The 21166-nt window shown below is 56.6% G+C and carries 19 protein-coding genes and 1 pseudogene; 3 read left to right on the forward strand and 17 right to left on the reverse strand.

The annotated features are described in order from the left end of the window. The coding region (locus POTG_RS24690; RefSeq protein WP_232282247.1) for a hypothetical protein at positions 1-198 on the forward strand (198 nt) is incomplete at its 5' end. Between the two features lie 260 nt (positions 199-458). On the opposite strand, the gene rhaD is transcribed toward POTG_RS24690, so the two are convergent. The 3 genes from rhaD to rhaB all read right to left on the reverse strand — a co-directional run bounded on the left by rhaD (position 459) and on the right by rhaB (position 4150). Further along, entirely contained in the window at positions 459-1304 is an 846-nt protein-coding gene (gene rhaD / locus POTG_RS07525) for a rhamnulose-1-phosphate aldolase (protein ID WP_397376616.1), read from the reverse strand. 65 nt (positions 1305-1369) lie between these two features. Further along, positions 1370-2626 carry an L-rhamnose isomerase gene (gene rhaA, locus POTG_RS07530; RefSeq protein ID WP_009224228.1) on the reverse strand — a complete coding sequence of 419 codons (1257 nt, stop codon included), beginning with the start codon at positions 2624-2626 and terminating at the stop codon, positions 1370-1372. 66 nt (positions 2627-2692) lie between these two features. Further along, positions 2693-4150, reverse strand: coding sequence for a rhamnulokinase (gene rhaB, locus POTG_RS07535; protein ID WP_036644641.1), 1458 nt, complete (start codon positions 4148-4150; stop codon positions 2693-2695). A 256-nt stretch (positions 4151-4406) separates the two neighbouring features. Here rhaB and POTG_RS07540 point away from each other — a divergent pair, with 256 nt between their 5' ends. Next, positions 4407-5162: a DeoR/GlpR family DNA-binding transcription regulator gene (locus POTG_RS07540; RefSeq protein ID WP_036644643.1), complete on the forward strand. Its 756-nt coding sequence runs from the start codon at positions 4407-4409 to the stop codon at positions 5160-5162. Positions 5163-5183: 21 nt separating this feature from the next. On the opposite strand, the gene POTG_RS07545 is transcribed toward POTG_RS07540, so the two are convergent. The 12 genes from POTG_RS07545 to POTG_RS07595 form a co-directional block, all read right to left on the reverse strand. After that, positions 5184-5915 carry a LutC/YkgG family protein gene (locus POTG_RS07545; RefSeq protein WP_009224232.1) on the reverse strand — a complete coding sequence of 244 codons (732 nt, stop codon included), beginning with the start codon at positions 5913-5915 and terminating at the stop codon, positions 5184-5186. Continuing rightward, complete coding sequence (locus POTG_RS07550; protein ID WP_009224233.1) at positions 5899-7410, reverse strand: LutB/LldF family L-lactate oxidation iron-sulfur protein; 1512 nt, start codon at positions 7408-7410, stop codon at positions 5899-5901. The genes POTG_RS07545 and POTG_RS07550 overlap by 17 nt, the downstream gene beginning before the upstream one ends. Beyond that, entirely contained in the window at positions 7407-8135 is a 729-nt protein-coding gene (locus POTG_RS07555; RefSeq protein ID WP_036644777.1) for a (Fe-S)-binding protein, read from the reverse strand. The genes POTG_RS07550 and POTG_RS07555 overlap by 4 nt, the downstream gene beginning before the upstream one ends. 116 nt (positions 8136-8251) lie before the next feature. Continuing rightward, the gene (locus POTG_RS07560) at positions 8252-10333 is read right to left on the reverse strand and encodes a bifunctional rhamnulose-1-phosphate aldolase/short-chain dehydrogenase (protein ID WP_009224235.1); all 2082 of its coding nucleotides are present in this window, start codon (positions 10331-10333) and stop codon (positions 8252-8254) included. A 503-nt stretch (positions 10334-10836) separates the two neighbouring features. After that, entirely contained in the window at positions 10837-11490 is a 654-nt protein-coding gene (locus POTG_RS07565; protein WP_009224236.1) for a ThuA domain-containing protein, read from the reverse strand. Positions 11491-11511: 21 nt separating this feature from the next. Beyond that, positions 11512-12489 (reverse strand): aldo/keto reductase, encoded by a 978-nt coding sequence (locus POTG_RS07570; RefSeq protein ID WP_009224237.1) that lies wholly within the window; start codon positions 12487-12489, stop codon positions 11512-11514. A gap of 56 nt (positions 12490-12545) precedes the next feature. After that, a complete protein-coding gene (locus tag POTG_RS07575; RefSeq protein ID WP_009224238.1) occupies positions 12546-13280 on the reverse strand; it encodes an SDR family NAD(P)-dependent oxidoreductase in 735 nt (244 codons plus the stop codon). 124 nt (positions 13281-13404) lie between these two features. Further along, the gene (gene fucU, locus POTG_RS07580) at positions 13405-13836 is read right to left on the reverse strand and encodes an L-fucose mutarotase (RefSeq protein ID WP_009224239.1); all 432 of its coding nucleotides are present in this window, start codon (positions 13834-13836) and stop codon (positions 13405-13407) included. Beyond that, positions 13830-15125, reverse strand: a complete 1296-nt coding sequence (locus POTG_RS07585) for a rhamnulokinase (protein WP_442852585.1) — start codon at positions 15123-15125, stop codon at positions 13830-13832. Before POTG_RS07585 ends, fucU begins: the two co-directional genes overlap by 7 nt. Beyond that, positions 15109-15411 carry a hypothetical protein gene (locus POTG_RS25325; RefSeq protein WP_412836726.1) on the reverse strand — a complete coding sequence of 101 codons (303 nt, stop codon included), beginning with the start codon at positions 15409-15411 and terminating at the stop codon, positions 15109-15111. The genes POTG_RS07585 and POTG_RS25325 overlap by 17 nt, the downstream gene beginning before the upstream one ends. Before the next feature lie 17 nt (positions 15412-15428). Further along, positions 15429-16088 carry a class II aldolase/adducin family protein gene (locus POTG_RS07590; RefSeq protein WP_009224241.1) on the reverse strand — a complete coding sequence of 220 codons (660 nt, stop codon included), beginning with the start codon at positions 16086-16088 and terminating at the stop codon, positions 15429-15431. A 53-nt stretch (positions 16089-16141) separates the two neighbouring features. Next, entirely contained in the window at positions 16142-17932 is a 1791-nt protein-coding gene (locus POTG_RS07595; protein WP_036644646.1) for an L-fucose isomerase, read from the reverse strand. A gap of 179 nt (positions 17933-18111) precedes the next feature. On the opposite strand from POTG_RS07595, the gene POTG_RS25130 reads away from it, so the two are divergent. Beyond that, positions 18112-18747, forward strand: a complete 636-nt coding sequence (locus tag POTG_RS25130) for a cupin domain-containing protein (protein WP_009224243.1) — start codon at positions 18112-18114, stop codon at positions 18745-18747. 224 nt (positions 18748-18971) lie between these two features. Here the strand turns inward: POTG_RS25130 and POTG_RS25135 are convergent. Continuing rightward, a pseudogene (locus tag POTG_RS25135) lies at positions 18972-19271 on the reverse strand (response regulator); the annotation flags it as partial. Between the two features lie 75 nt (positions 19272-19346). After that, a complete protein-coding gene (locus tag POTG_RS07605; RefSeq protein WP_009224245.1) occupies positions 19347-21152 on the reverse strand; it encodes a cache domain-containing sensor histidine kinase in 1806 nt (601 codons plus the stop codon). Positions 21153-21166: the final 14 nt, after the last annotated feature.

Consider the following 21166-nt stretch of genomic DNA (forward strand, 5'->3'; position numbering starts at 1 on the left):
TGGGCAGTCCCCCCGCTATTACGGGAGCATCCCCATACACCGGCAGCGCTGCGCAAACTCATCAAAGAACTGGGGCCGGCACAAAACGGACCTAAAAGACCTTATTTGCCCATTACCCGGATATTTCCCGTTGTAACGGACTCCATGGACTTTATTCAGCCTCACGGAGCCCATATAGCTGCTATTTATGCGAAATAAAGGCCCCTCGGTCCGTTAAATTGAAAAATCCTTCAAATTGGCTTGAATAACGTCCCCTGTGTCCGTTACCATCAAGTTCCTTTCGAGGCAGCCTCATCACGCACAAAAACAGCCCCCATGCAACGGGAGTCCGTTTTCGTTCTCTGTACATTTCTACTTTAGTTCTCTCCTCTATTCTAACTCCCTATCACTATCCTACTTGTTCACCACTTACAGCTCCGTTTATTATCCTTTGCCCCTAGCTTCTGCTCTTCCACCCGTTAGCTCAAAATCCCCGGCTGCGGGGTCACGCCAAACGCGGCGGCCAGGTCGCGCAGCTGAGCGTCGGTGATCTTTTGCAGCACCGGGCGGTCGCCAAGCAGCATGTAGATCTGCGCAGCCTTCTCCACTGTCTCGATCAAGCCAAACGCTTCGTCGATCGTCGTACCAGTGCCAAAAATCCCGTGCTGCGGCCAAATCACGACTCGGTGCTCGCGCATCTTCTCGGCCGTCGCCCGCCCGATGTCCGGGCTGCCGGGCACCATCCACGGCACGATCCCGATACCGTCGGGGAACACCACGAGACATTCCGTGCACATTTCCCACAGCGTTTTCGTCAGCTTTTTCTCGTCCAGCTCATGGACAAACGTCATCGCCAGCGCATGAGTGGCGTGGCAGTGCATGATGACCCGGTGCGCCGGGTCCACCTTCAAACGCTCGATATGGCTCATGAAATGCGCCGGCAACTCGCTAGTGGGTACCGCCCCATCCCGAAGGCCCCACAGCACCTCGACTTGGTCGCCGTCCTCAGCCACTCGCAGCACGCCCAAGTTCGCCTCCGGATCAGAGATCACATTTTTGAAATACTTGCCCGAGCCCGTCACGATAAAATATCGTCCCGCCAGCTCCTTCACCGGAAACGTCAGCGGCAGCTTTCGACGCTCCGAAGCAGAGGCGGTTCCTATATATTTTTCTACCTCCGCCTCATGGAGCAGATAGCTGATGTTGCCTCCGTTGCGCTCATCCCAGCCCAGCCGCCACATATGGTACGTGATTTCCGCCATCTCCCGGATAAACGGGACTTCCAATCCCGGGATCCGCCAACCTTTCTCCACTTCCGATAACATCGTACTCACAGTAGGTTCCTCTCCTTACTCAAGTATATAATGCTTAAAAAATGCGGGTGCTTTCGTTACCGCGCCGCCAGCACCTTCGTCTCGTAGTCTTTCACGTCTGCCAGCCACGCCTCCCGCACCGGCACACCTTGCGAAGCGCAGAAGTAATCCCAAATCGCTCCGTACGGATACGATTTAAACTCTTCGACCAACGCCAGCCGGGACGTGTAGTCGCCGTCCAGTTCCAGCCGCTTCAATGTGTCAATCGGCTCCAGCATCGCTCGCAGCAGCGCTTTTTGGGTGTTGCGCGTTCCGATGACCCAAGCCGCGATATGATTGATGCTGCCATCGAAGAAATCGAGACCGATATGTGTGCGATCCAGCAGCTCCCCGCGCACCAACTCGCGGGCGATTTCCAGCAGCTCTTCGTCCATCGTCACAACGTGATCGCTGTCCCAGCGCACCGGACGGCTGACGTGCAACAGCAGTGCGCGGCCAAACAACAGCCAGGAGGACAGCTTGTTGGAGATCGTCTCCGTCGGATGGAAATGGCCGGCGTCGAAGCAGACCGCCTTGCCCCGGGACAACGCATAGCCCATGTAAAATTCATGCGAGCCAACGACATAACTTTCCGAGCCGATGCCAAACAGCTTGCTCTCCACCGCGTCAATGTTGTACTTTTCGTCGATCTGCTCGGCAAAAACTTCATCAAGCGCCTCCATCAAACGGGCCCGCGGCGTAAGCCGATCCACCGGCGAATCCTTGAAGCCGTCCGGGATCCAGACGTTGGTGACGCAAGGCTGCCCAAGCGCCCGCCCAAACGATTCAGCGATTTTGCGCGACGCCTTGCAGTGGTCGATCCAAAACTTGCGAATTTCCGGGTCCGGATGGCTGAGCGTAAACCCGTCCTTGGCTTTTTCGTGCGAGAAACAGGTCGGGTTAAAATCCAGCCCCAGCCCCCGCTCCTTCGCCCAATCGACCCAACCGGCAAAATGCCTCGGCTCCAGCGCGTCCAGCTCAACCGGTTCATCCGTATCCGCGTAAATCGCGTGAAGGTTGACCTTATGTTGACCCGGAATCAAGCGAAGCGCTTGGTCCAAGTCTTGACGCAGTTCGTCCGGCGTCCGCGCACGGCCTGGATAACTGCCGGTAACCGCCAGGCCGCCGCCCAGCTCCTGATCCTTATGAAGGAATCCCTTAACGTCATCCCCCTGCCAGCAATGCAGCGAAATTTTGATTTGAGCCAGCCGGGCCAGCGCGGCGTCGACGTCAATTCCATGGCGCTCATACAGCTTTTTCGCCTCGTTGTAGCTGGTTTGAATCGCGTTGTCCATGTTTGCTCCTCCTTTGGCATAACTAATCTATCTATCCGCCCAATACTCTAATCGTCGATCCAATCGTCACCGCGCCAGCAAATCCGCGAACCGTTTTTGTGCCTCTGCAATCTCACCGGCATGAGTCCCCCGAGGAACATACGTCCGAATCGGAAAAGACCGCCGAATCAGCTCACGCCCCTCGCCGATATCGCGAATCGCGCCGCTGCTGATCATCTGCACCAACAGATTCCCCAGCGCCGTGGACTCCGTTGGCCCGGCTTCTACCGGAATGCCCGCCACGTCCGCGGTCCATTGGCACAGCAGCTCATTGTTGGCGCCGCCGCCGACGATGTGAAGCGTCTCCGGCTTTTGTCCGGTCAGCCGTTCAAGTTCCCGCAGGTAAACATCGTACGATAAGGCCAAGCTGTCAAAAATACACCTCGCCACCTCACCCGGCATATCCGGAACGGGCTGACTCGTCTCCTTGCAATACTGCCGGATTTCTTCGGTCATCTGCGCAGGATTTAGGAAACGGTCATCGTTGCAGTTGATCAAGGAACGGAACGGCGTCACGGCCTCGGCCAGTTCCACCAATTCCGCATAGCTGTGCTGTTTTCCGTAATCCTTGCGGACCTCTTGGATCAGCCACATGCCCATGATGTTTTTCAAAAAACGGTACGTGCCGTACGCGCCCCATTCATTCGTATAATTGCGCTCCATCGCTTCCGGCGTTGCCAGCGGCGTCTGCCGCTCTCCCCCGATCAGCGACCAGGTCCCGCTGCTGAGATATGCCCACGAATCGCCGCTGGCCGGAACGCCCAGCACGGCGGAAGCCGTATCATGCGTTGCCGCCACGATCAGCTCGCATTCGGGCAGCCCATACTCCCGGACCAGCTCCAATTTGATTGACCCCAGCCGCGTCCCGGGCTCCGTCAGAGCCGGAAACTTCGACCGGGACAGCCCCAGCAGCGCGAGCAATTCCGGGTCGTAGTCGCGGGTTTGCAGATTCAACAAAGCGGTAGTTGAGGCGTTGGTCATCTCGCTGATCCGCTTCCCGGACAACAAATAATAGAGATAATCCGGCACAAGCAAGATGTGCTTGGCCTTCGCCAGCTCCTCACGATCGTGCGCATATAACTGATACAGCGTATTAAAGGCCAAGTGCTGAATCCCGGTTTTCTCATAGATCCGTGAAAACGGGATAACCGCGTGTAGCTGGGGGACCGCCTCGATCGTCCGGGCATCACGATAAGCGTACACCTCGCCGATCCGCTCTCCTTCCCCGTCCAGCAGCGCATAATCCACCGCCCACGTATCGATGCCCAGCGTGCAACGGCCGATTCCGAGTTTTTTCGCCTGTTGCAGGCCGCGGAGAATTTCCCGGTACAAATGGTCGATATCCCAATAACAATGCCCGTCACGCTCAGAAAACCCGTTATCAAACCGGTGGATTTCCTGCAGCAACAATTGTCCGTCCTGCAGGCTTCCCCTTACCAGCCTCCCGCTGGAGGCGCCGATATCCACGGCAACGTAATCTCTCATCGCTAAGCGCACCTCGCTCTGGAATGCTGCCTGTTCCTAATTTCATCCTATGTCTGTTTTCTTTTGAAGTCAACGAAAACAAAGAAATATTATGTTGTTTTTCTTTTGTTTTTGTCTATTCCGTGAAGAAACTCCATTCGCCGCACCTGCCCGCTTCCTCAAAACCGGTTGCCAAGCGCCCCTTTTTCTCGCTATGATGGGAAGGAATCAAGGCTCTCGCGTCTTGACAATAAGAACGGATCCCGAGGTGAACGCCATGCTGGCGGCAGAACGCAAGCAAAAAATCATCGACCTGCTGTATCAGGACAAGCGTGTTCTGGTGTCCGAACTCAGCCGGATGTTCGAAGTAACGGAGGAGACCATCCGCCGTGACTTGGAAAAGCTCGAGAAAGAAGGAATCGCGACCCGTTCCTACGGCGGTGCGATGCTCAACCGGCATACGAACGAAGATTTGCCGTATACGACGCGGAACACGCTGAACGTGGAGATCAAGCGGGCTATCGCGCTGAAGGCCATCGATCTGGTGAACGACGGTGACACGCTGATGGTGGATCCCAGCTCGACTTGCTTTGAATTTTTGAAGACGCTGCATTCGAAGAACAACATCACCGTCATCACCAATTCTGTCAGCGTCCTCCACGAATTTGCCAGCGCGAACCTGAACATCATCTCCACCGGCGGTTCGCTGCGCGCCCGTTCCCTGTCGCTGGTCGGTCCCGCCGCCCAGGAAACGGTGCAGAAATACAACGTTGACACCGCGGTGATCAGCTGCAAAGGCATGACGCCGGACAAAGGCATCTCCGATTCCAATGAGCCGGAATGCGAGTTGAAGAAGCATATGCTTCGCCATGCCGACAAAGTGATTTTGCTGGCGGACCATACGAAGTTTGACAAAAATGCCTTCATCAAGCTGGCCGATTGGGAGCAGATCGATTATTTAATCACCGACCAGCGCCCTTCGGATGCTTGGCTGGAGATGCTGCAAAGCAAGAACATCGAAGTCCTGTATTAGCGCACGATGTCCTCTCTCGGCTTAACCAACCAGCAGGGCGAACACGATGCCCGGGCCGTGCACCCCAATCGTGAGATCGTTTTCAATATCCGCTGAACGGCTGGGGCCGGAGATGAAGTGGATGCCGGCCGGCAGGGCTTCTCGCCCGGCCGCATCAAACGTCTCCAGCACCTCGCCCAGGCGGGTTTTTAGCCGCTCTACGGGGACGATGGCGAACAGCGCTGTCGGCAGCAAGCTGACCGAGCGCCCTTTCTCCGCCGCGGACTGAACGACCAGCGAACCGGTGTAAGCGACGGCATAGTCCGCCGCCACGATGCCGAAGTCCGCCTCTGCGGCCCGAGCGATCCACGCCTCGGAACGATGCCCGTTCCACACGGACACCCGGGCCCCTTCGGCGGCAAGCGCCTCATCCAGCCCGAGCTCCGTGAGTAACGGATCGTCCTGGCGCAGGACATAACGGGCGCTAAGCTCTTGCGCTTTGGCCGTGATAAACGCCTTGGCCGCCTTAAGATCGGGAAGCCGTGCAACATGCCCCCCGGCTGCCGTAAAATTCTCCTCAAAGCGCGCAGCTCGCTCCTCCAGACTCCATTCCAGCTCGCGCCAATACGTTGGCGCTCCCTGAAACGGATGCACCGGTGCCTCCTGCTGCCGCGGCCGTTTCAGCTTCCCGGCAATCCGATTCATAAACTGCTCCTGCTTCTGCCGCGCTTCCGCTTCCTTTGTTTTCAGCCATTCGTTATATTCGTGATCCATCATTGGTTTGACCTTCTTTCCCCCGCTTTTGCAGTGCCGCTTTCATCCGTTCCTGTGCTGCCTGGGCGGTCACGGTGTGGGCAACGGAAGCCCGCAGCTCATGCTGAAGCGTATCCCAGCGCTCGCGGAACGGCTGGTTCGCCAGGCTTGGCGCAACACGATATCGGTTCCACCCCTTAAGCGGACCGATGCGCGCCGGGATTTCCCCGTTGCGTACGACAAGCCGTTGGGCAACTCTCCCCGCCTTAAGTGCCCGATGATACCGTTTGGCGCTGGACGTCACCGCGGCGAAGCCCTTCATCCCCGCCGTCTCCAGCTTGTTGCCATAACCTTGCTCAACCTTGCGCCGCCGCAAGTAAACGAGCATGTCGTGCAACGGGATTTTGACCGGGCACGCTTCATAACAAGCGCCGCACAAGCTGGAGGCCGAAGCGATATCGTCCCATTCCGCTACGTTTTTGTTGAGCGCCGGCGTCAGCACCGCTCCGATCGGGCCGCTGTACGTTCCGCCGTAGGCATGGCCGCCGATATGGCGATAGACCGGACAAGCATTCAGGCAAGCGCCGCAGCGGATGCAGTTGAGCAGCTCTTGAAACTCCGGATCGCCCAGCTGCTCGGACCGGCCGTTGTCGAGGATGATGATATGCATCTCCTCCGGACCGTCTCCATCCGCCGCACGGCGTGGGCCGGTGATGCCGGACATGTAGACCGTCAGCTTCTGACCGGTGGCCGATCGCGGCAGCAGTGTGGCCATCACCTCAAGGTCGCTCCAGGAGGGGATGATGCGCTCCATGCCCATAAACGTGATTTGCGTTTTGGGCACGGTCGACACCATGCGGGCATTGCCTTCGTTCTCGAACAGCACGATCGATCCCGTTTCAGCGATGGCGAAGTTACATCCGGTCATGCCAATGTCCGCGGAGAGAAACTTCTCCCGCAGCTTCCGGCGCACAAACCCGGCAAGTACACTCGTCTCCGGCGGCAGCTCTTCCCCAGCCTCGCGGGATAGCAGTTCGGCGATCTGGTAACGGTTTTTGTGAATCGCTGGGATGATGATATGCGAAGGTGCCTCCCCCGCAAGCTGAATGATATACTCCCCCAGGTCGGTTTCAACCGCCTCGATGCCCGCTTCCTCCAGCGTCCGGTTGATGTGCAGCTCTTCGCTGACCATCGATTTCGACTTCACGACCGAGCGGGCCGTTTTGCGGACGGCAATCTCCAAAGCGATCCGCACCGCTTCCTCCCCCGTTTCGGCAAAATGAACATGGGCTCCGTTCGCCCGGGCCTGCTCAGCAAACCGATTCAAGTAATAATCGAGATGCGCGATCGTATGCAGGCGAATTTGCCGCCCCCGTTCCCGCCATTCCTCCCAGTTGCCATGGTCCTCCGCCGCTTTGCGTTTCCCGTCCCGTAGACGCTCCGTTGTAAAGCGCACCGCTTTGCGCAAAAATTCGTTGTTGAGCGCCAGCTCTGCACGTTCCTTAACGGTACTCATGCCCCGCTCACCCCCTCGTACAGCAGCTCGGCCAGGTGCATGACCCGTACCGGCTGGCGGCGGTAACGCAAATGACCGGCGATGTTCATCAGGCAGGCCATATCCAGACCGGTCAGCACCTCGGCGGACGTTTCAAGCACGTGATCCGCCTTTTCCGCTACCATCGCTCCGGAAATATCCGCCATCTTCACCGCAAACGTTCCGCCGAACCCGCAGCAATCCTCCGCAAACGGGAGCGGGACGAGCTCCAGGCCCTTGACGTTTTGCAGCAGCGCCATCGGCTCCTCTTTGATGCCAAGCAGCCGGCTGCCGTGACAGGACGGATGATACGTGACCTTATGCGGAAACGCCGCCCCAAGATCGGTAACGCCCAGCACCTGGACGAGGAACTGGGTAAATTCATACGACTTCGCTTTCAGTTCCTCAGCCATCGCCAGCCGCACCGGGTCGTGCTCGAACAACTTCGGGTAATGATGGATCATCCCGATACACGAGCCGGAAGGTCCAATCACAAAATCGCTGTCCGCAAAAGCCTCCAGCAGCGTAGCCGCCGACCGCCGCGCTTCATCCCAATACCCGCTGTTAAACGCCGGCTGGCCGCAGCAAGTCTGACCTTGTGGGAATTCCAACCGGACCCCCACCCGGGCCAACAAACGGGCCATTGCTTCCGCAATACGCGGGTACACCGCATCGCCGATGCAGGTGGCGAACATCGATACTTTGATGTCCGTCTTAGCCGCTGCCGTTATCGTGTCCGCTTGATTCCTCCGCTCCATCCTCGCACCTCCCATGGTTTGATCTCCAACTCAGAAGCGAATCTTCACTCGCAAAGATTTCTGCCTTACCTTACAAAAGCTGCCGGAACGCCGCCGTCAATCGTCAGCATGCAGCCGGTTGTTTTCGCCGCCTTGGACGATGCAAAAAAGGCAACCCCTTCTGCGATATCCCGCGGATAAATATTGACCAGCAGCGTCGTGCGCTTGCGGTAATACTCCTCCAGTTGATCCGGCTCAATTCCATAAGCGGCAGCCCGTTCGTTCCGCCAATTGGAATTCCAAATCGCGGAGCCTTGCAAAATCGCATCCGGCAAAATCGTATTCACCCGAATGCCCAACTCCCCGCCTTCTGCCGCAATACAACGGGCTAAATGAGCCTCCAGTGCCTTGGCGGAGCTGTAGGCTGTGACGTTTTTGCCGGCATAAACAGAGTTTTTGGAGCCGATAAACACCATGCTTCCGCCAAGCCCCTGCTCCTTCATCAGCTTGAACGCTTCCCGCGCGACAAGAAAATACCCTGTTCCAAGCACCGACATATTCAAATTCCATTCCAGCAACGACGTTTCGGTGAACGGACTGGACGTGGCCAAACCGGCATTGTTGACGATAATATCGACGCCGCCATAGGTCAAAGCCGTTTCGGCATAAGCAGCCGCGACCTGCTCCTCCTGCGTCACGTCCATTTTCACCGCCAGCGCCCGGTTCTCCCCGTATTTGGCGTTGATTTCGGCCGCAACCTTCTGCGCCCCTTCCAGATTGAGATCCGCCAGCACGACATGAGCCCCTTCTTCCGCCAGTCGCCGTGCCGTTTCACTTCCGATGCCGCCAGCGCCTCCAGTGATAAACGCAACCTTGCGCGAAAATTCGGCTTCCAACGGAGCCAGCGACAATTTGTACAGCTCGAGCGGCCAATATTCAACGTTGTAGGATTCGTTTTCGCTGAGGGATACGAACCGGCCAATCGCCGTCGCGCCTTTCATCACCGCGATCGCCCGATGATACAACGCCCCGCTGAGCTTGGAGTTCACCCAACTTTTTCCAGTGTTTAACATGCCGATACCAGGAATCAAAATCACACGCGGCGCTGCATCGAACATCACGTCATTCGCCTGCTTGTTGCGTTCAAAATAAGCCTGGTACTGCGCTTTGTACTCCGCGGTGCCTGCCTTCAGCTTCTCCTTCAAACCGGCGACATCGGCGGCATCCGGCTTCCAGTCGATGAACAAAGGCACCACCTTGGTATGCACCAAGTGATCGGGACAAGCGGCGCCAACCTGCGATAGCTCGCCTGCATCCCGACTGCAAACGAATTCGAGCACATCCGCCTCATCATCAAACGTCACGATGACCGGCTTCTCCCCACTGGCCAGCCCCCGAACCAGCGGCATGATCTCGGCAGCAATCGCCCGGCGTTGTTCAGCTTCCAACGGCTTGGCAGATTGCCCGCCAAATACGCGGCCTTCCTCGGCTTGAGCAGCGCTTTTTGCTTCAATATACGCTTCCGCTTCATTGATAATGGCTATCGTTTTGGCGTAGCACTCCTCCTGCGTTTCACCCCAGGTCACCAATCCATGCTTCTCCATCAGTACCAGCTCCGCATGGGGGTTGGCCAACACACCTTCGGCGATCATTTTGGACAACGTGAACCCTGGACGGATGTAGGGAACCCAGACGAAACGGTTGCCATAGATTTCCCGGGCAATGTCTTGGCCGTTGTCGGAGCAGCACAAGCTGATAATCGCATCCGGATGCGTATGGTCCACATGCTTAAACGGCAAAAATGCATGCAGCAGCGTTTCAATCGATGCCCGAGGGTGCTTGGCGTCGATCATGCAATTCGCCAGATAAGCCACCATCTCTTCATCTGTCATTTCCTCCCGCTCAAACAGCGGACGGATATCGTCCATGCGCAATCCGGTGAAATTGCCCGCTTTCATCGTCGCCAGATCCGAGCCGCTGCCCTTCACCCACATGACCTCGACGTCCCTGCCGCGGAAGTCCTTTTCGATTGTTTTGCTTGACGTGTTGCCGCCGCCCCAGTTGCATACCCGGCGATCTGCACCAAGCAGATTCGAACGGTAGACGAGCTGCTCCAAACCCGAGGATAAAACCGATGCTTTAGATGAGTCCCATAAGTGCTGTACCATAATCCCTTCGATTACCTCCATTTTGTTTTGTTTGGTTTTTTCTTTATTTTTGTTTGTTTTAATTTTAAACGATTTGGGTTGTTTTGGGTATAGCGCTTTCAAAAAAATTAACTTTGTTCTCTGCCTCTGTTGTCCCCCCATAGCCCCCTCTTTTGCACCATTATCCCTCTCGCTCAGGAGCTCTGGATTTCAGGGTCTCGGGAGGCTCAGTTTCCGAGAAGGAATCGTTGTTGGCCGCGAGGAACGGAGAATCGGCAGTAGATGACGGGGAACGTGGTATGGGCAACGGACAACGAGCAGCGGGTAACAGGCAACGAGCAATGGGCAACCAGCAGGGGGAAACGGGGAATGGGGAACGGAGCCCTGAGTTCTTCACCTGTCTAAACGGGATAATCGTTAAAAAGACCGGCAGCGAGTACCTCCTCCCCCACCCTCTCCCATCAAAAAAAAGAACTGATCCCCATAAGCAACTGAAGTGCTATAGGATCAGTTCTTCTTTCAACTTATTTTGCTTTTGCCGCCCACTTGGCCCCGCCCCGCAGCAGCTTTGCCACTTCTGGATGCTGGAACGAAGGCAGATGATGCCCCGGCATCAGGAACACCACTTTGCCAAGTCCATAAGAATGCGCCCAAGCCGCCGGCCATTCCTGGCCCTCATGGCGGTATGTGAGCAGCACCTTTTTGGCACAAAACGGATCAAATTCGAAGCGGTAAGGCTCCTCTGCCAGCGTAAACGGCTCGATTCCCTCCACAACCGGATGGCTTGCATTCCCAAAGTCAGCTGCCACCCCAAACTCCAGCTCTGTGTAAGGCGGATGCTCCGTAAATTTAGCGCCGATCAGTTGAGCCAGCTCCGGGCGCACCTGCAGCGAAATTCCGTTGTGCACGACAAGCAGACCGCCGCCGTTCGCTACGTAAGTGAGCAGTCCCGCCGCCTGCTCTGCGCTAACCGCCTCCTCCCAGCGGTCGGTGTACGAGATACAGAGGTCGTAGTTCTCCAGCGCGTCTCCAGCCAACTGGTCGTAGTCCAGGCTGACCGTCAGCTCGAAATCCTCCTTCAGGATCTGCTGTAACCGTTCCTGCACGGCATTTAGCGGATGATACGGCGCATCCGCGTTATTCCCGATCACCAAGGCTTGTTTCCGCACATGGCTCATCTCTTGTCTCCCCCTCCTTTTTTACCAAGCGTAAGCTTGAGGTGCTGCACCGCCTGGGCCTGGGAAAATTGCATCCAATCGCTTCATCACCGCTTCATCCAGCTTGATATCTACCACCCGGAGCGTATCTTGGAACTGTTCGAATGTACGCGGTCCGATGATCGGTGCAGTCATGGCCGGATGCGCCAGCGTCCAAGCCAACGCCACGTTCGCTTCGCTTTCGCCCAGTTCCCGGCAAAGCGCCGAAAACGCCTCAAGCTGCGAACGGAACTTCTCATAGCGGTTGTCGTTGGCCGTGCGCGAACCCTCCAGCTTCTTCGCTGCGTTGCCGCCCAGCAAGCCGCCTTCAAGCGGGCTCCAGGCCACGACGCCAATCCCGAGATGCTCCGCCGCCGGCAGCACCTCCAGCTCCGGTAATCGGCAGAGCAAATTATATTTATGCTGCTCCGAGACCAGGCCAAGCATATGGCGATTCTTCGCCTCATATTGCGCCTTCACCAAGTCCCAACCGGCAAAGTTGCTGGACCCGACATAACCGATTTTTCCTTGGACAATCGCAATTTGGAACGCTTCCCACAGTTCATCCCAGGATACGTTACGGTCAATGTGATGCATTTGGTACAGCTCGATATGGTCGGTTTGCAGCCGGCGCAGCGAGCCTTCCAGATGTCGGCGGATTTTGTAGGAAGACAACCCTGCCGGACTATTTGGACCATCCAAAGGATCGCTCATATCGCCATGGACTTTTGTCGCCAGCACGACTTTTTCCCGGCGTCCTCCCCCTTGGGCGAACCAGCGGCCAATGATTTCTTCAGTCTTTCCGGCGTTCTTGCCCCATCCGTAAATGTTGGCCGTATCGAAGAAGTTCACTCCCGCGTCCAGCGCCGCATCCATGATTCGGAACGCTTCCTTCTCGTCGGTGTTCACTCCGAAGTTCATCGTGCCCAGGCACAGCTTGCTTACTTTTAAACCGGAACGACCCAAATACGTATATTCCATTGCTGATTCCTCCATTTTTATAGAATAAGTTCACGAACGAAAAAAAGGCTCTAAACCTACCACGGCAAAACGTGTCCATCCACATCGAGGAATACGGGCTTCTCAAGAGGTTTGTCCTCCCGTTCCATCGCCTCGCGGATGATGCCCCACAGTTTGCCAGCGGATTGCTCCGGTGTGAGGGGAGCCGCGGCATCCTTCTCGCCGCGCATAAAGGTCTGCACCCAACCGGGATGCAGCACCAGCACTTGTCCGCCTTGCGCTTTTATGCCGTTATGTACGACATTCGAGTGCATATTCACCGCCGCCTTCGACATCGTATAAGCGAACCAGCTGTCTCTGTAGCACTGGCCAACGCTGCCTGCTTCCGAGGAGATATTGGCGATCGTGCGACCGTTGCTGTTCAGGATCAGCCCGATTAATGCATTTGTCATACGCAGGCTTCCGAGCGCGTTCACGTTATATACCTGCAGCATTTCTTCAAAGTTCAGTTCGCCAAGCACCGTCGTTTCAATATCGCCCAAGATCGCCGCATTATTGATCAGCAGGTCGAGCGATTCCGTATGCTCCTTCACTTTGGCTGCTGCTGCCTGTACGCTGGCATCGCTGCCCACGTCCAGATCCACGAGGGTCAACTGTTCTCCGTACGCTGAAGCCAGCTCCGGCAACGCCTGTTCCTTGTGGTTAAATCTCCCGGCAAAGACTTGGTGCCCTTCCTCCAGCAGTTTGCGCACCAATTCCAGTCCGATGCCGTAATCAGCGCCGGTCACCAATGCCGTATACCTCATTGCCATCCACTCCTCTCCTTCGAAGCCCGCCCGTTCTTCCTGAGAAGGCCGCAATCTCTTTTATTGTAAACGCTTTTATCCAACGATAAAAGAGGGCATGCCTTTCGGCAGCCCCCTGCGAGTATGAGCTTTACAATGTGACAACGCCTTTTTTCAGAATTAGGTTAGCGTATAACGCCTTCTCCCCGGTAGAGACGATCGCATACGCCTGTTTGGCCCGTTCGTAAAAAGCGAACCGCTCGACCTCTTCAAACGGCTGAGCCGCTGGATGGTGACGGCTTACGATCCTTCGGTACTCCTCCCAGATTGGTGTTTCCACCGGATCACCGGGCATCACCGCCATCAATGCGACCGGATGGTCCACGTAACTGTCGAGCGGGAACAACGGCAGGATCGCTTCCAGCAAATCGGGGATTCCGTGGCCGTCGCAACGGATCAATCGCTGGGCATGGCTCGCGGCTGGAAAATTGCCGTCAGCAAGCACAATCTCGTCCGAATGCCCCATCTCCATTAATATTTTTAGCAGTTCCGGCGAAAGCAGGCTGGATATGCCCTTTAACATGGGATCGACCTCCCCAGTCGTTCGAATCGCTCGTAAGCGGCAGCCCAGAGGGCTGTGCGCTTCTCGTTCTCCGGCTCTGTCTCTTGCTTCGGCTCATACACTTGAAACGGGAATGAAGCCTTCACCAATTCCAGGCCTTCTTGCAGGTCTTTAAGCCAGCCGCCGGTCCGCAGCTGGACCAGCAGGTTGCCGATCGCGCTGGCCTCCACCGGTCCCGCCCATACCGGACGGCCGATCGCCTCCGCAGTTAAGCGGCAGAGCAGTTCGTTTTGAATGCCGCCGCCCACCATATGCAGCCCGGCAAATCGAGAGCCGGTCAGCTCCTCGGCCTGCTCCAGCACCTGGCGGTAGCGGAGTGCCAGGCTCTCGAGGATGCAGCGGGCGAAGGCCCCCGGCGAATCCGGCACCGGCTGGCCGGTTTCCCGGCAATACGCCCGGATCTCTTCCGGCATGTCAGCCGGATTCATAAACCGCAGATCATCCGGATCGATCAAGCTGCGCAGCGGCTTGGCCCGTTCCGCCAATTCCACCAACTCGGCGAAGGTATAGGCTTCGCCGGCCTGCTCCCATTTGCGTTTACATTCCTGGAGGATCCATAGGCCCATGATGTTTTTGAGCAAATGGTAGGTGCCGTCTACGCCGCCCTCGTTGGAAAATTGCCGCTCCAGCACCGCCGGCGTCAGCAAGGGCTTCGCCATTTGCGTCCCCAGCAGCGACCAGGTGCCGCTGACAAGGTAGGCGAACGCCGGCGAATCTGCCGGTACCGCCGCCGCTGCGGACTCCGTGTCGTGCGAGGCGACGGCGATTGTTTTGATCGGCGGCACATCAAGCTCGGCGCACACCTCCGCCGTCAGTTCCCCGATCACGGTCCCTGGGGGAACCGGATCGGGGAAGATCGTGCTTGGAATGCCCAGCTGCTCCATCAACGCGGAGTTCCACGCGCCCCGCCCCGGGTCGAACAGCCCCGTCGTGGTCGCCATCGTAAATTCGCAGACCCGCCGACCGGTCAGGAAATAGCTCAGCAGATCCGGCGTCAACAGCAGCGTTTCGGCCAAGTCGAGCTTGGGGGATCCGGCTTTTTTCATGGCATATAGCTGATATAACGTGTTAAAAGGCATAAACTGCAGTCCGCTTTCGCGGAACAATCGCTCCGCACCAACCAGGGCGGATACCTCTTCGACCAACCCTTCGGTTTGACGATCCCGATAGTGGTACGGGATGCCTAACAGCTCGCCGTTTCGATCCAACAGGCCAAAATCGACGCCCCAGGTGTCAGGTGTCGATGGCACAGCTCTCCGGCCGATATCCGGCCTGGAACGCTTTGCGAATGCCGGTTTTGATCTCCCGCAGCAGCATCGGCGTATCCCAATGCAGGTGCCCGCCGATCTGAACCGGAACGTTCGGGAAACGGTGGATCTCGGTGATGTGCAACTTCCGAACGCCGGGCGCATCAGCAGTGGCACCAGTAGAGTTATCCGGGCTTTCGGAACGGATTTCGCCAATGAATGCCCGGCCGCTGCTCGCGCCCAAGTCAAACGCGAGGACGCAAGGAACGTGTTGTTGTTCCGATGACATGCGTTTTCACCGTCCGATCACTTCATTTTTTGAAGCAGCGCAATCCGGTAGTCTTCGCTTTCAAGTGCGGCGATATCTGCGACCTCCTGATCCGTTAACGGGACAAGCGTTCCCGCCGCTTTCGCGCTTAAGTAAATTTTCGCGCTCTCCTCCACAACCTGGGTCCGGTAGTAGGCCTCCCGCAAATTTCGGCCTGTCGTCACCAGCCCATGGTTCCCCAGCAAAATCGAGCTCGCCTCATTCACCTTCTCGGTGACTGCGTTCGCCAGCAATTCCGTGGTTGGGATCAAATAAGGGATAAATGCCGTTCGTCCAACCAATGCGGCCTGGTCCGGGAACATGATCGGCAACTCTCGCTCAATCAGCGTAAAAGCGATGCAATGGGCCGGGTGCGTATGCACCATCGCTCCCATGTCAGGCTTTTGGCGGTAGCCGTAAAGATGCATCAGCACCTCGGACGACGGGCGCAGGCCGATATCGGTCACCTCCCCGGTTGGGATATCCACTTCGATCCACTGCTCAGGCTCGATCTCCTCCAGCGCGAAGCCGCTGGGCGACAAGTACATCTTGTCGCCGGCCCGGGCGCTGATGTTGCCGCCCGGCCCTACAACCAACCCGCTCGCTACGATTTTGCGGGCATATTTGCACAGTTCTTGGCGCGTTTCCATGTTTTGCATTGCGTTGTTCTCCTTTTTTTATGATGCTTGTATCTTGTATGCCGAGTAATGGTTTATTTGTATAACGGCCCAAACGCAGCACATGCCCGGAAGTCGGCGCTCTCCGCATCCTCGGTCCCGAACAGGCCCCAAGCCCTTGGGCGGAACACCTTCTCCTTCGGCACGTTATGCATGCTGACCGGAATGCGCAGGATCGAGGCCAGCGTAATCAAGTCGGCGCCGATATGGCCATAGCTGATGACGCCGTGGTTCGCTCCCCAGTGGTCCATGACGTCGTAGACGCTGGTAAACGCGCCGCTGCCGGTCAGATTGGGTGCAAACCAGGTTGACGGCCACGTCGGGTCGGTCCGCTTGTCGAGCGTATTATGCACATGCTCCGGCAGGTCCACCGAATAGCCCTCGGCGATTTGCAGCACCGGGCCAAGCCCTTTGACCAAGTTGAGCCGGGTCATCGTCATCGACATGCCGCCGCGAGTCAAGTAGTCGGTGGAGAAACCGCCGCCCCGGAAATACTCCAGAGAAGCCGGCCGGAACTGCGTGGCTTGCAGCATGCGCCCGACCTCTTCCTCGCTGATCTCCCAGAACGGCTTGATGACAGGAGCGCCGTCTTTTATTTGCTCGCCGGTGCCGTCAAGCGCCGCCGAACCGGAGTTGATAAGGTGCAGGATGCCGAATGCTGCCCGGCCCTCCAGCTTATAGCCGGTCACCCGCTCCACGGATGCCGGGCTCCAGTACGTCCGCACATCGGCAAAAATTTGCGCCGTATTCGTCAGCAAATAGCCGAACAGCATGCCAACGCCGTTGAGGCTGTCATTTTCGGTTGCCACAATATATGGCGCACGCGTACCGTTCCAATCAAACGACGAGTTGAGAATCGTCTCCATGAAATCGCCGTTCGGGAAATGATCCGTCCACTGGCGTTGCCCCTGGAAGCCGGAGGCGATCGCATGATGGCCTTGCGCTTCCTCCTCGTAGCCCAATTCTGCGAGGCGCGGGTTGCCGATCATCAGGTCGCGCGTGATCAGCGTCATTTTGACGACCGTCTCCCATTCCAGGTCTTTCCGCTCCCGCGAGGTTTGCAAATGGGCCGGGTTATTGTCCGGACCTTCTTGGCAGTTCTGCTTCACCCAAGCCAGCGCCACTTGGTATTCCTCGGGATCGTAAATCCCTTCCTCCATCCGCCGTGTGAACTCGGTCATGTCGATATACTCGTTGCGCATCCCCAGATATTCCTGGAAAAAGGCATCGTTCACCATCGAACCGGCGATCCCCATCGACACCGAGCCCATCGACAGATACGCCCGATCACGCATCATCGCGGCCGCCAGTCCGCTGCGGGCAAAACGCAGCAGCTTCTCTTGCACGTCGGCTGGAATCCGGTCATCGCCTTCATCCTGCACATCCTCGCCGTAGATGCCAAAGGCCGGGAGCCCTTTTTGCGCATGGGCGGATAATACGGCGGCCAAATACACCGCTCCCGGTCGGCCAGTGCCGTTAAAGCCCCATACCGCCTTCGGGATCTGCGGATCGGTATCCATCGTTTCCGTGCCATAGCACCAGCACGGCGTTACGGTGATGGACACCCCGACCTCCGCCGCCTTGAATTTCTTCGCTGCTGCCGCCGCTTCGGCCACGCCGCCGATGCAGGTATCGGCAATCACGCATTCTACCGGTTGTCCGTTCGGATAACGGAGCTCCGCCTCTAGCAGCCGAGCCACCGCCTTGGCCAAGTTCATCGTTTGCTCCTCCAGGGATTCGCGTACCCCTCTTCGTCTGCCATCAATCGTCGGACGAATGCCGATCTTCGGGAAACCGTCCCGCCATCTGTAACCGTTTTCAACCATAGCCAATCTGCCTCCTTGGACAATGAATTATAGTCCCATTCTATAGTTCACTCCGCCCGTTCGAGAACCTACTATTTTGCCCTCTTGCCCGCACAACAGCGCAAAAAAGTGAACCTTCCCGCATATCCGCATCTGCCTATTCCTAGAAAATCCTCCCATCCTGCCTCACATCCGCTATAATGGAGCTATCCAATGTTCGGGAGGAACCCATCGTGCCGAAAATCGAAATTCCTTATCGCAAAAGCGACCGTTTTCGTTTCAAAAAAACGCCCGAATTACTCTACGCCGGCCAGGTCGTCGACGAGCGCCGCTTCTACGCGCCGCCGCAGATCCACGACTATTGCGAGATCCTTTATATCGTCGAAGGCCCCGGGGAATTCCGCATCGGCGGCACAATCTATGAAGTGCATCCCGGGGATGTCGCTGTCTATAATGCGGGCGTCCCGCATGAAGAGCGTTCAATCAGCACTGAACCGTTTAAGGTCATTTACTGCGGCGTTGGCAACGTGCATATCGACGGCGTACCACCGGGACAGCTGCTGCCTGCCTCCGTCGACCCGGTCATCCCGTGCGAGAAATACGCCTACAAGGTGGAGAGCTACCTGTCAGAAATGCTCCAGGAATGCGACTCCCAAGTGCTCGGATACGAAACGCTCAGCAATAACCTGCTCATGTCGCTGATCACGCTTCTGTACCGGATCGTGGACGTGAAGCATCCGTTTGATCCGCTGAGGTTTTCATGGTCGAAGACGGATACGGCATGGAATGGACTGCCTTCCAGAGCACGTTGCAAACCGTGTAGCCAAGCCTCTTGAACGGCTGCGTATCTCTCCGCCTCCATATTGGCGAAATGTTCGTGGAATTCAGCTAGCTGAGTCGCTGCAATGCGGAATTGTGCGCCGTTCAGCGAAGCCGGAGGCTCCTGGCCGAACGCCATCCCGTGCCGGGCCATGCCCGACAGCCACAACTCGATCTCCCGCGTCTTCTCTTCCTTGCCGCCGGTGCGGATGGCGGCAACGATTTTTTTCACGACAGAGCTCAATTCTTCAATATCTACCGGCTTCAGCAAGTAGTCGCCTACGCCGACCCGGATCGCCTGGCGCGCATATTCGAAATCTTCATAACCACTGATAATGACGATTTGCACCTCAGGATAGCGTTGCCGTACCTGCTTCGCCAGTTCCAGCCCATCCATGCCGTCCATGCGGATGTCGGACAGCACCAGCTGGGCTCCGTACTCTTCAATGAGCCGCAGCGCTTCGAATCCATCATACGCCTCACCTACGACTTCCACGCCTAGCTGCGACCAATCGATCGTATAACGCAACCCCTCGCAAATGACAGCTTCATGTCCACAATCAGCATTTTCACAAGTTTACCTGCATTAGCAGGTGCTACATTCATGACTCGAACATTAGGATTCATAGGGCTCACCTCCCGGATGGCCGGGCTCGGCAATAGGGAAACGAAGCCGTACCCACGTGCCTGCGGCCGAAGTATCGACAATTTCCAAACCGTACTCCTGTCCGTAAAAAATCGTTAGTCTTTCATGGATGTTTAGCAAGGCCCCTTCCCGGGTTCCGCCGGCTCCTCGCCGCTCCAGCGCGTTTCGGATCGCCTCAGCTTTACCGGGATCCATTCCCTTGCCGTTATCGATGACGTCCACCCAAATTTCGCCTTGACGGGCGTAACAGCGTACGTTTACCTCGCCATACGGCTTGCTGCGGTCCAGGCCGTGCTTGATGAAATTCTCCACTAATGGCTGTAGCGTAGCCTTCAACGTTACGGCGTCCTCTATGCCCGCCTCGATAAATAGGGAATACTTCAGCTTCTTCTCACCTAACCTGCGCTGCTGCAGGTACAAATAAGATTGGGCAAATTCCAGTTCTTTGCGCAGCGTGGTTTGGTAGCTTCCATTATTCATGCTGGAGCGAAAAAATTTCGACAGCATTTCGATCAGTTGGCTCGATTTCGATGCCCGCTCCAAACGTGCCGTCCAACGAATCATATCCAGCGTATTGTACAAAAAATGCGGATCCATCTGGTTTTGCAGGAGCTTCAGCTCGGATTCCCGCTCCCTTAACTCCAGCTTGTATTTATGCTCAATCAGTTGTTGGATCGTGGCGACCATCTCGTTAAACTTGCGGTTTAGTTCGGAGATCTCGTCATTGGAATTGACCGGAACCCGGGCGTTAAAGTCCCCGTAGGTGACTTTGCTGGTTTCTTTTTTCAACCGCAAAATGGGGCGAATGATCGTGTAATGGAAGCCGATCAACGCGGTTAAGCCCAGCATCATAATCGCCGCCAGGATGACCAGCATCGTCACTTTAATGCCGCGGAACTCCTCAGAAACCTTCGCTTCGGGAATCATGGCGACCAGTGTCCAATCCGTGTTCTCCATACTTTTATATAAAGTTAAATAACGTTGACCTTTCACCTCGCAGGTCAGATCTCCCTTTCCGGAGGACGACAGCTTGTCCAGCAACGACGCATCCGGGTGAAGGGCTTCCGGCAACGGTTGAGTCGTCCCTAAAATCACCTGGCCTTCTGGGCCAACGATAAAGACGCTCCCAGCACCGTCCTTAAAGATCCCTTTCTCCAGCAAGCCCACTATGCTCGCTTCATCCAGACGAATAATCAACCTTCCCAGCGGTAGGGTGATTTGACTGTAGGAGTTGAGAATGCGGAACATCGACAACACCCGAACCTCGCCGTTCCAATCGCTATGCAACGTATACCCTTCGGTCCAGGTAATCCCGCCTTTTCGAGCTTTGGCGGCCTCCTCCCATTTCGATTCGTCGCCACGAAACGGCTCGCCCATTTCAATCGAACTGCCGTTAAACCCGTGAATCTCAATGGAACGAATATACCCCTTCGACATCAGCTGAAACGTCAGGAAATCCTCAATGTTCCGCTTCAGTACCGCTTGTTGTTCACTGCTTAGCGGAGGGGAGGTGCGCAGGAAGTTACGCATATCCGGACTTAAAATCAAATAGTTGGCGATATCCTCCACCATTTTGGTCTGCTCGCCAAGCTGGCCAGCGACATTATCAAGGTTCCGCTTCGTGGAATTGATGAACTGATCCCGCAGCACCTCGTTAAATTGAATTTGCACGACCACGCCAACGCCAAACGTCGGCAAAATCACGAAGATGAGGAAAATGACAAGCGCCTTTCGCTTTAAGCCAAAGCTGCCGAGAAACCTTTTGTAGCTTGCCATCGCACTCGCCTCCG

This window comes from Paenibacillus sp. oral taxon 786 str. D14, assembly GCF_000159955.1.
Lineage (GTDB): Bacteria > Bacillota > Bacilli > Paenibacillales > Paenibacillaceae > Fontibacillus > Fontibacillus phoenicis.

Coding starts and splice junctions, on each gene's coding strand:
- POTG_RS25325 (WP_412836726.1), bottom strand. CDS start 15,411: ATGTCATCGGAACAACAACACGTTCCTTGCGTCCTCGCGTTTGACTTG.
- rhaB (WP_036644641.1), bottom strand. CDS start 4,150: ATGAGAGATTACGTTGCCGTGGATATCGGCGCCTCCAGCGGGAGGCTG.
- rhaA (WP_009224228.1), bottom strand. CDS start 2,626: ATGGACAACGCGATTCAAACCAGCTACAACGAGGCGAAAAAGCTGTAT.
- POTG_RS25130 (WP_009224243.1), top strand. CDS start 18,112: ATGGAGCTATCCAATGTTCGGGAGGAACCCATCGTGCCGAAAATCGAA.
- POTG_RS07570 (WP_009224237.1), bottom strand. CDS start 12,489: ATGGAATATACGTATTTGGGTCGTTCCGGTTTAAAAGTAAGCAAGCTG.
- POTG_RS07550 (WP_009224233.1), bottom strand. CDS start 7,410: ATGAGTACCGTTAAGGAACGTGCAGAGCTGGCGCTCAACAACGAATTT.
- POTG_RS07560 (WP_009224235.1), bottom strand. CDS start 10,333: ATGGTACAGCACTTATGGGACTCATCTAAAGCATCGGTTTTATCCTCG.
- POTG_RS07605 (WP_009224245.1), bottom strand. CDS start 21,152: ATGGCAAGCTACAAAAGGTTTCTCGGCAGCTTTGGCTTAAAGCGAAAG.
- rhaD (WP_397376616.1), bottom strand. CDS start 1,304: ATGTTATCGGAAGTGGAGAAAGGTTGGCGGATCCCGGGATTGGAAGTC.
- POTG_RS07595 (WP_036644646.1), bottom strand. CDS start 17,932: ATGGTTGAAAACGGTTACAGATGGCGGGACGGTTTCCCGAAGATCGGC.
- POTG_RS07590 (WP_009224241.1), bottom strand. CDS start 16,088: ATGCAAAACATGGAAACGCGCCAAGAACTGTGCAAATATGCCCGCAAA.
- POTG_RS07565 (WP_009224236.1), bottom strand. CDS start 11,490: ATGAGCCATGTGCGGAAACAAGCCTTGGTGATCGGGAATAACGCGGAT.
- POTG_RS07545 (WP_009224232.1), bottom strand. CDS start 5,915: ATGGATCACGAATATAACGAATGGCTGAAAACAAAGGAAGCGGAAGCG.
- POTG_RS07575 (WP_009224238.1), bottom strand. CDS start 13,280: ATGGCAATGAGGTATACGGCATTGGTGACCGGCGCTGATTACGGCATC.
- POTG_RS07540 (WP_036644643.1), top strand. CDS start 4,407: ATGCTGGCGGCAGAACGCAAGCAAAAAATCATCGACCTGCTGTATCAG.
- fucU (WP_009224239.1), bottom strand. CDS start 13,836: ATGTTAAAGGGCATATCCAGCCTGCTTTCGCCGGAACTGCTAAAAATA.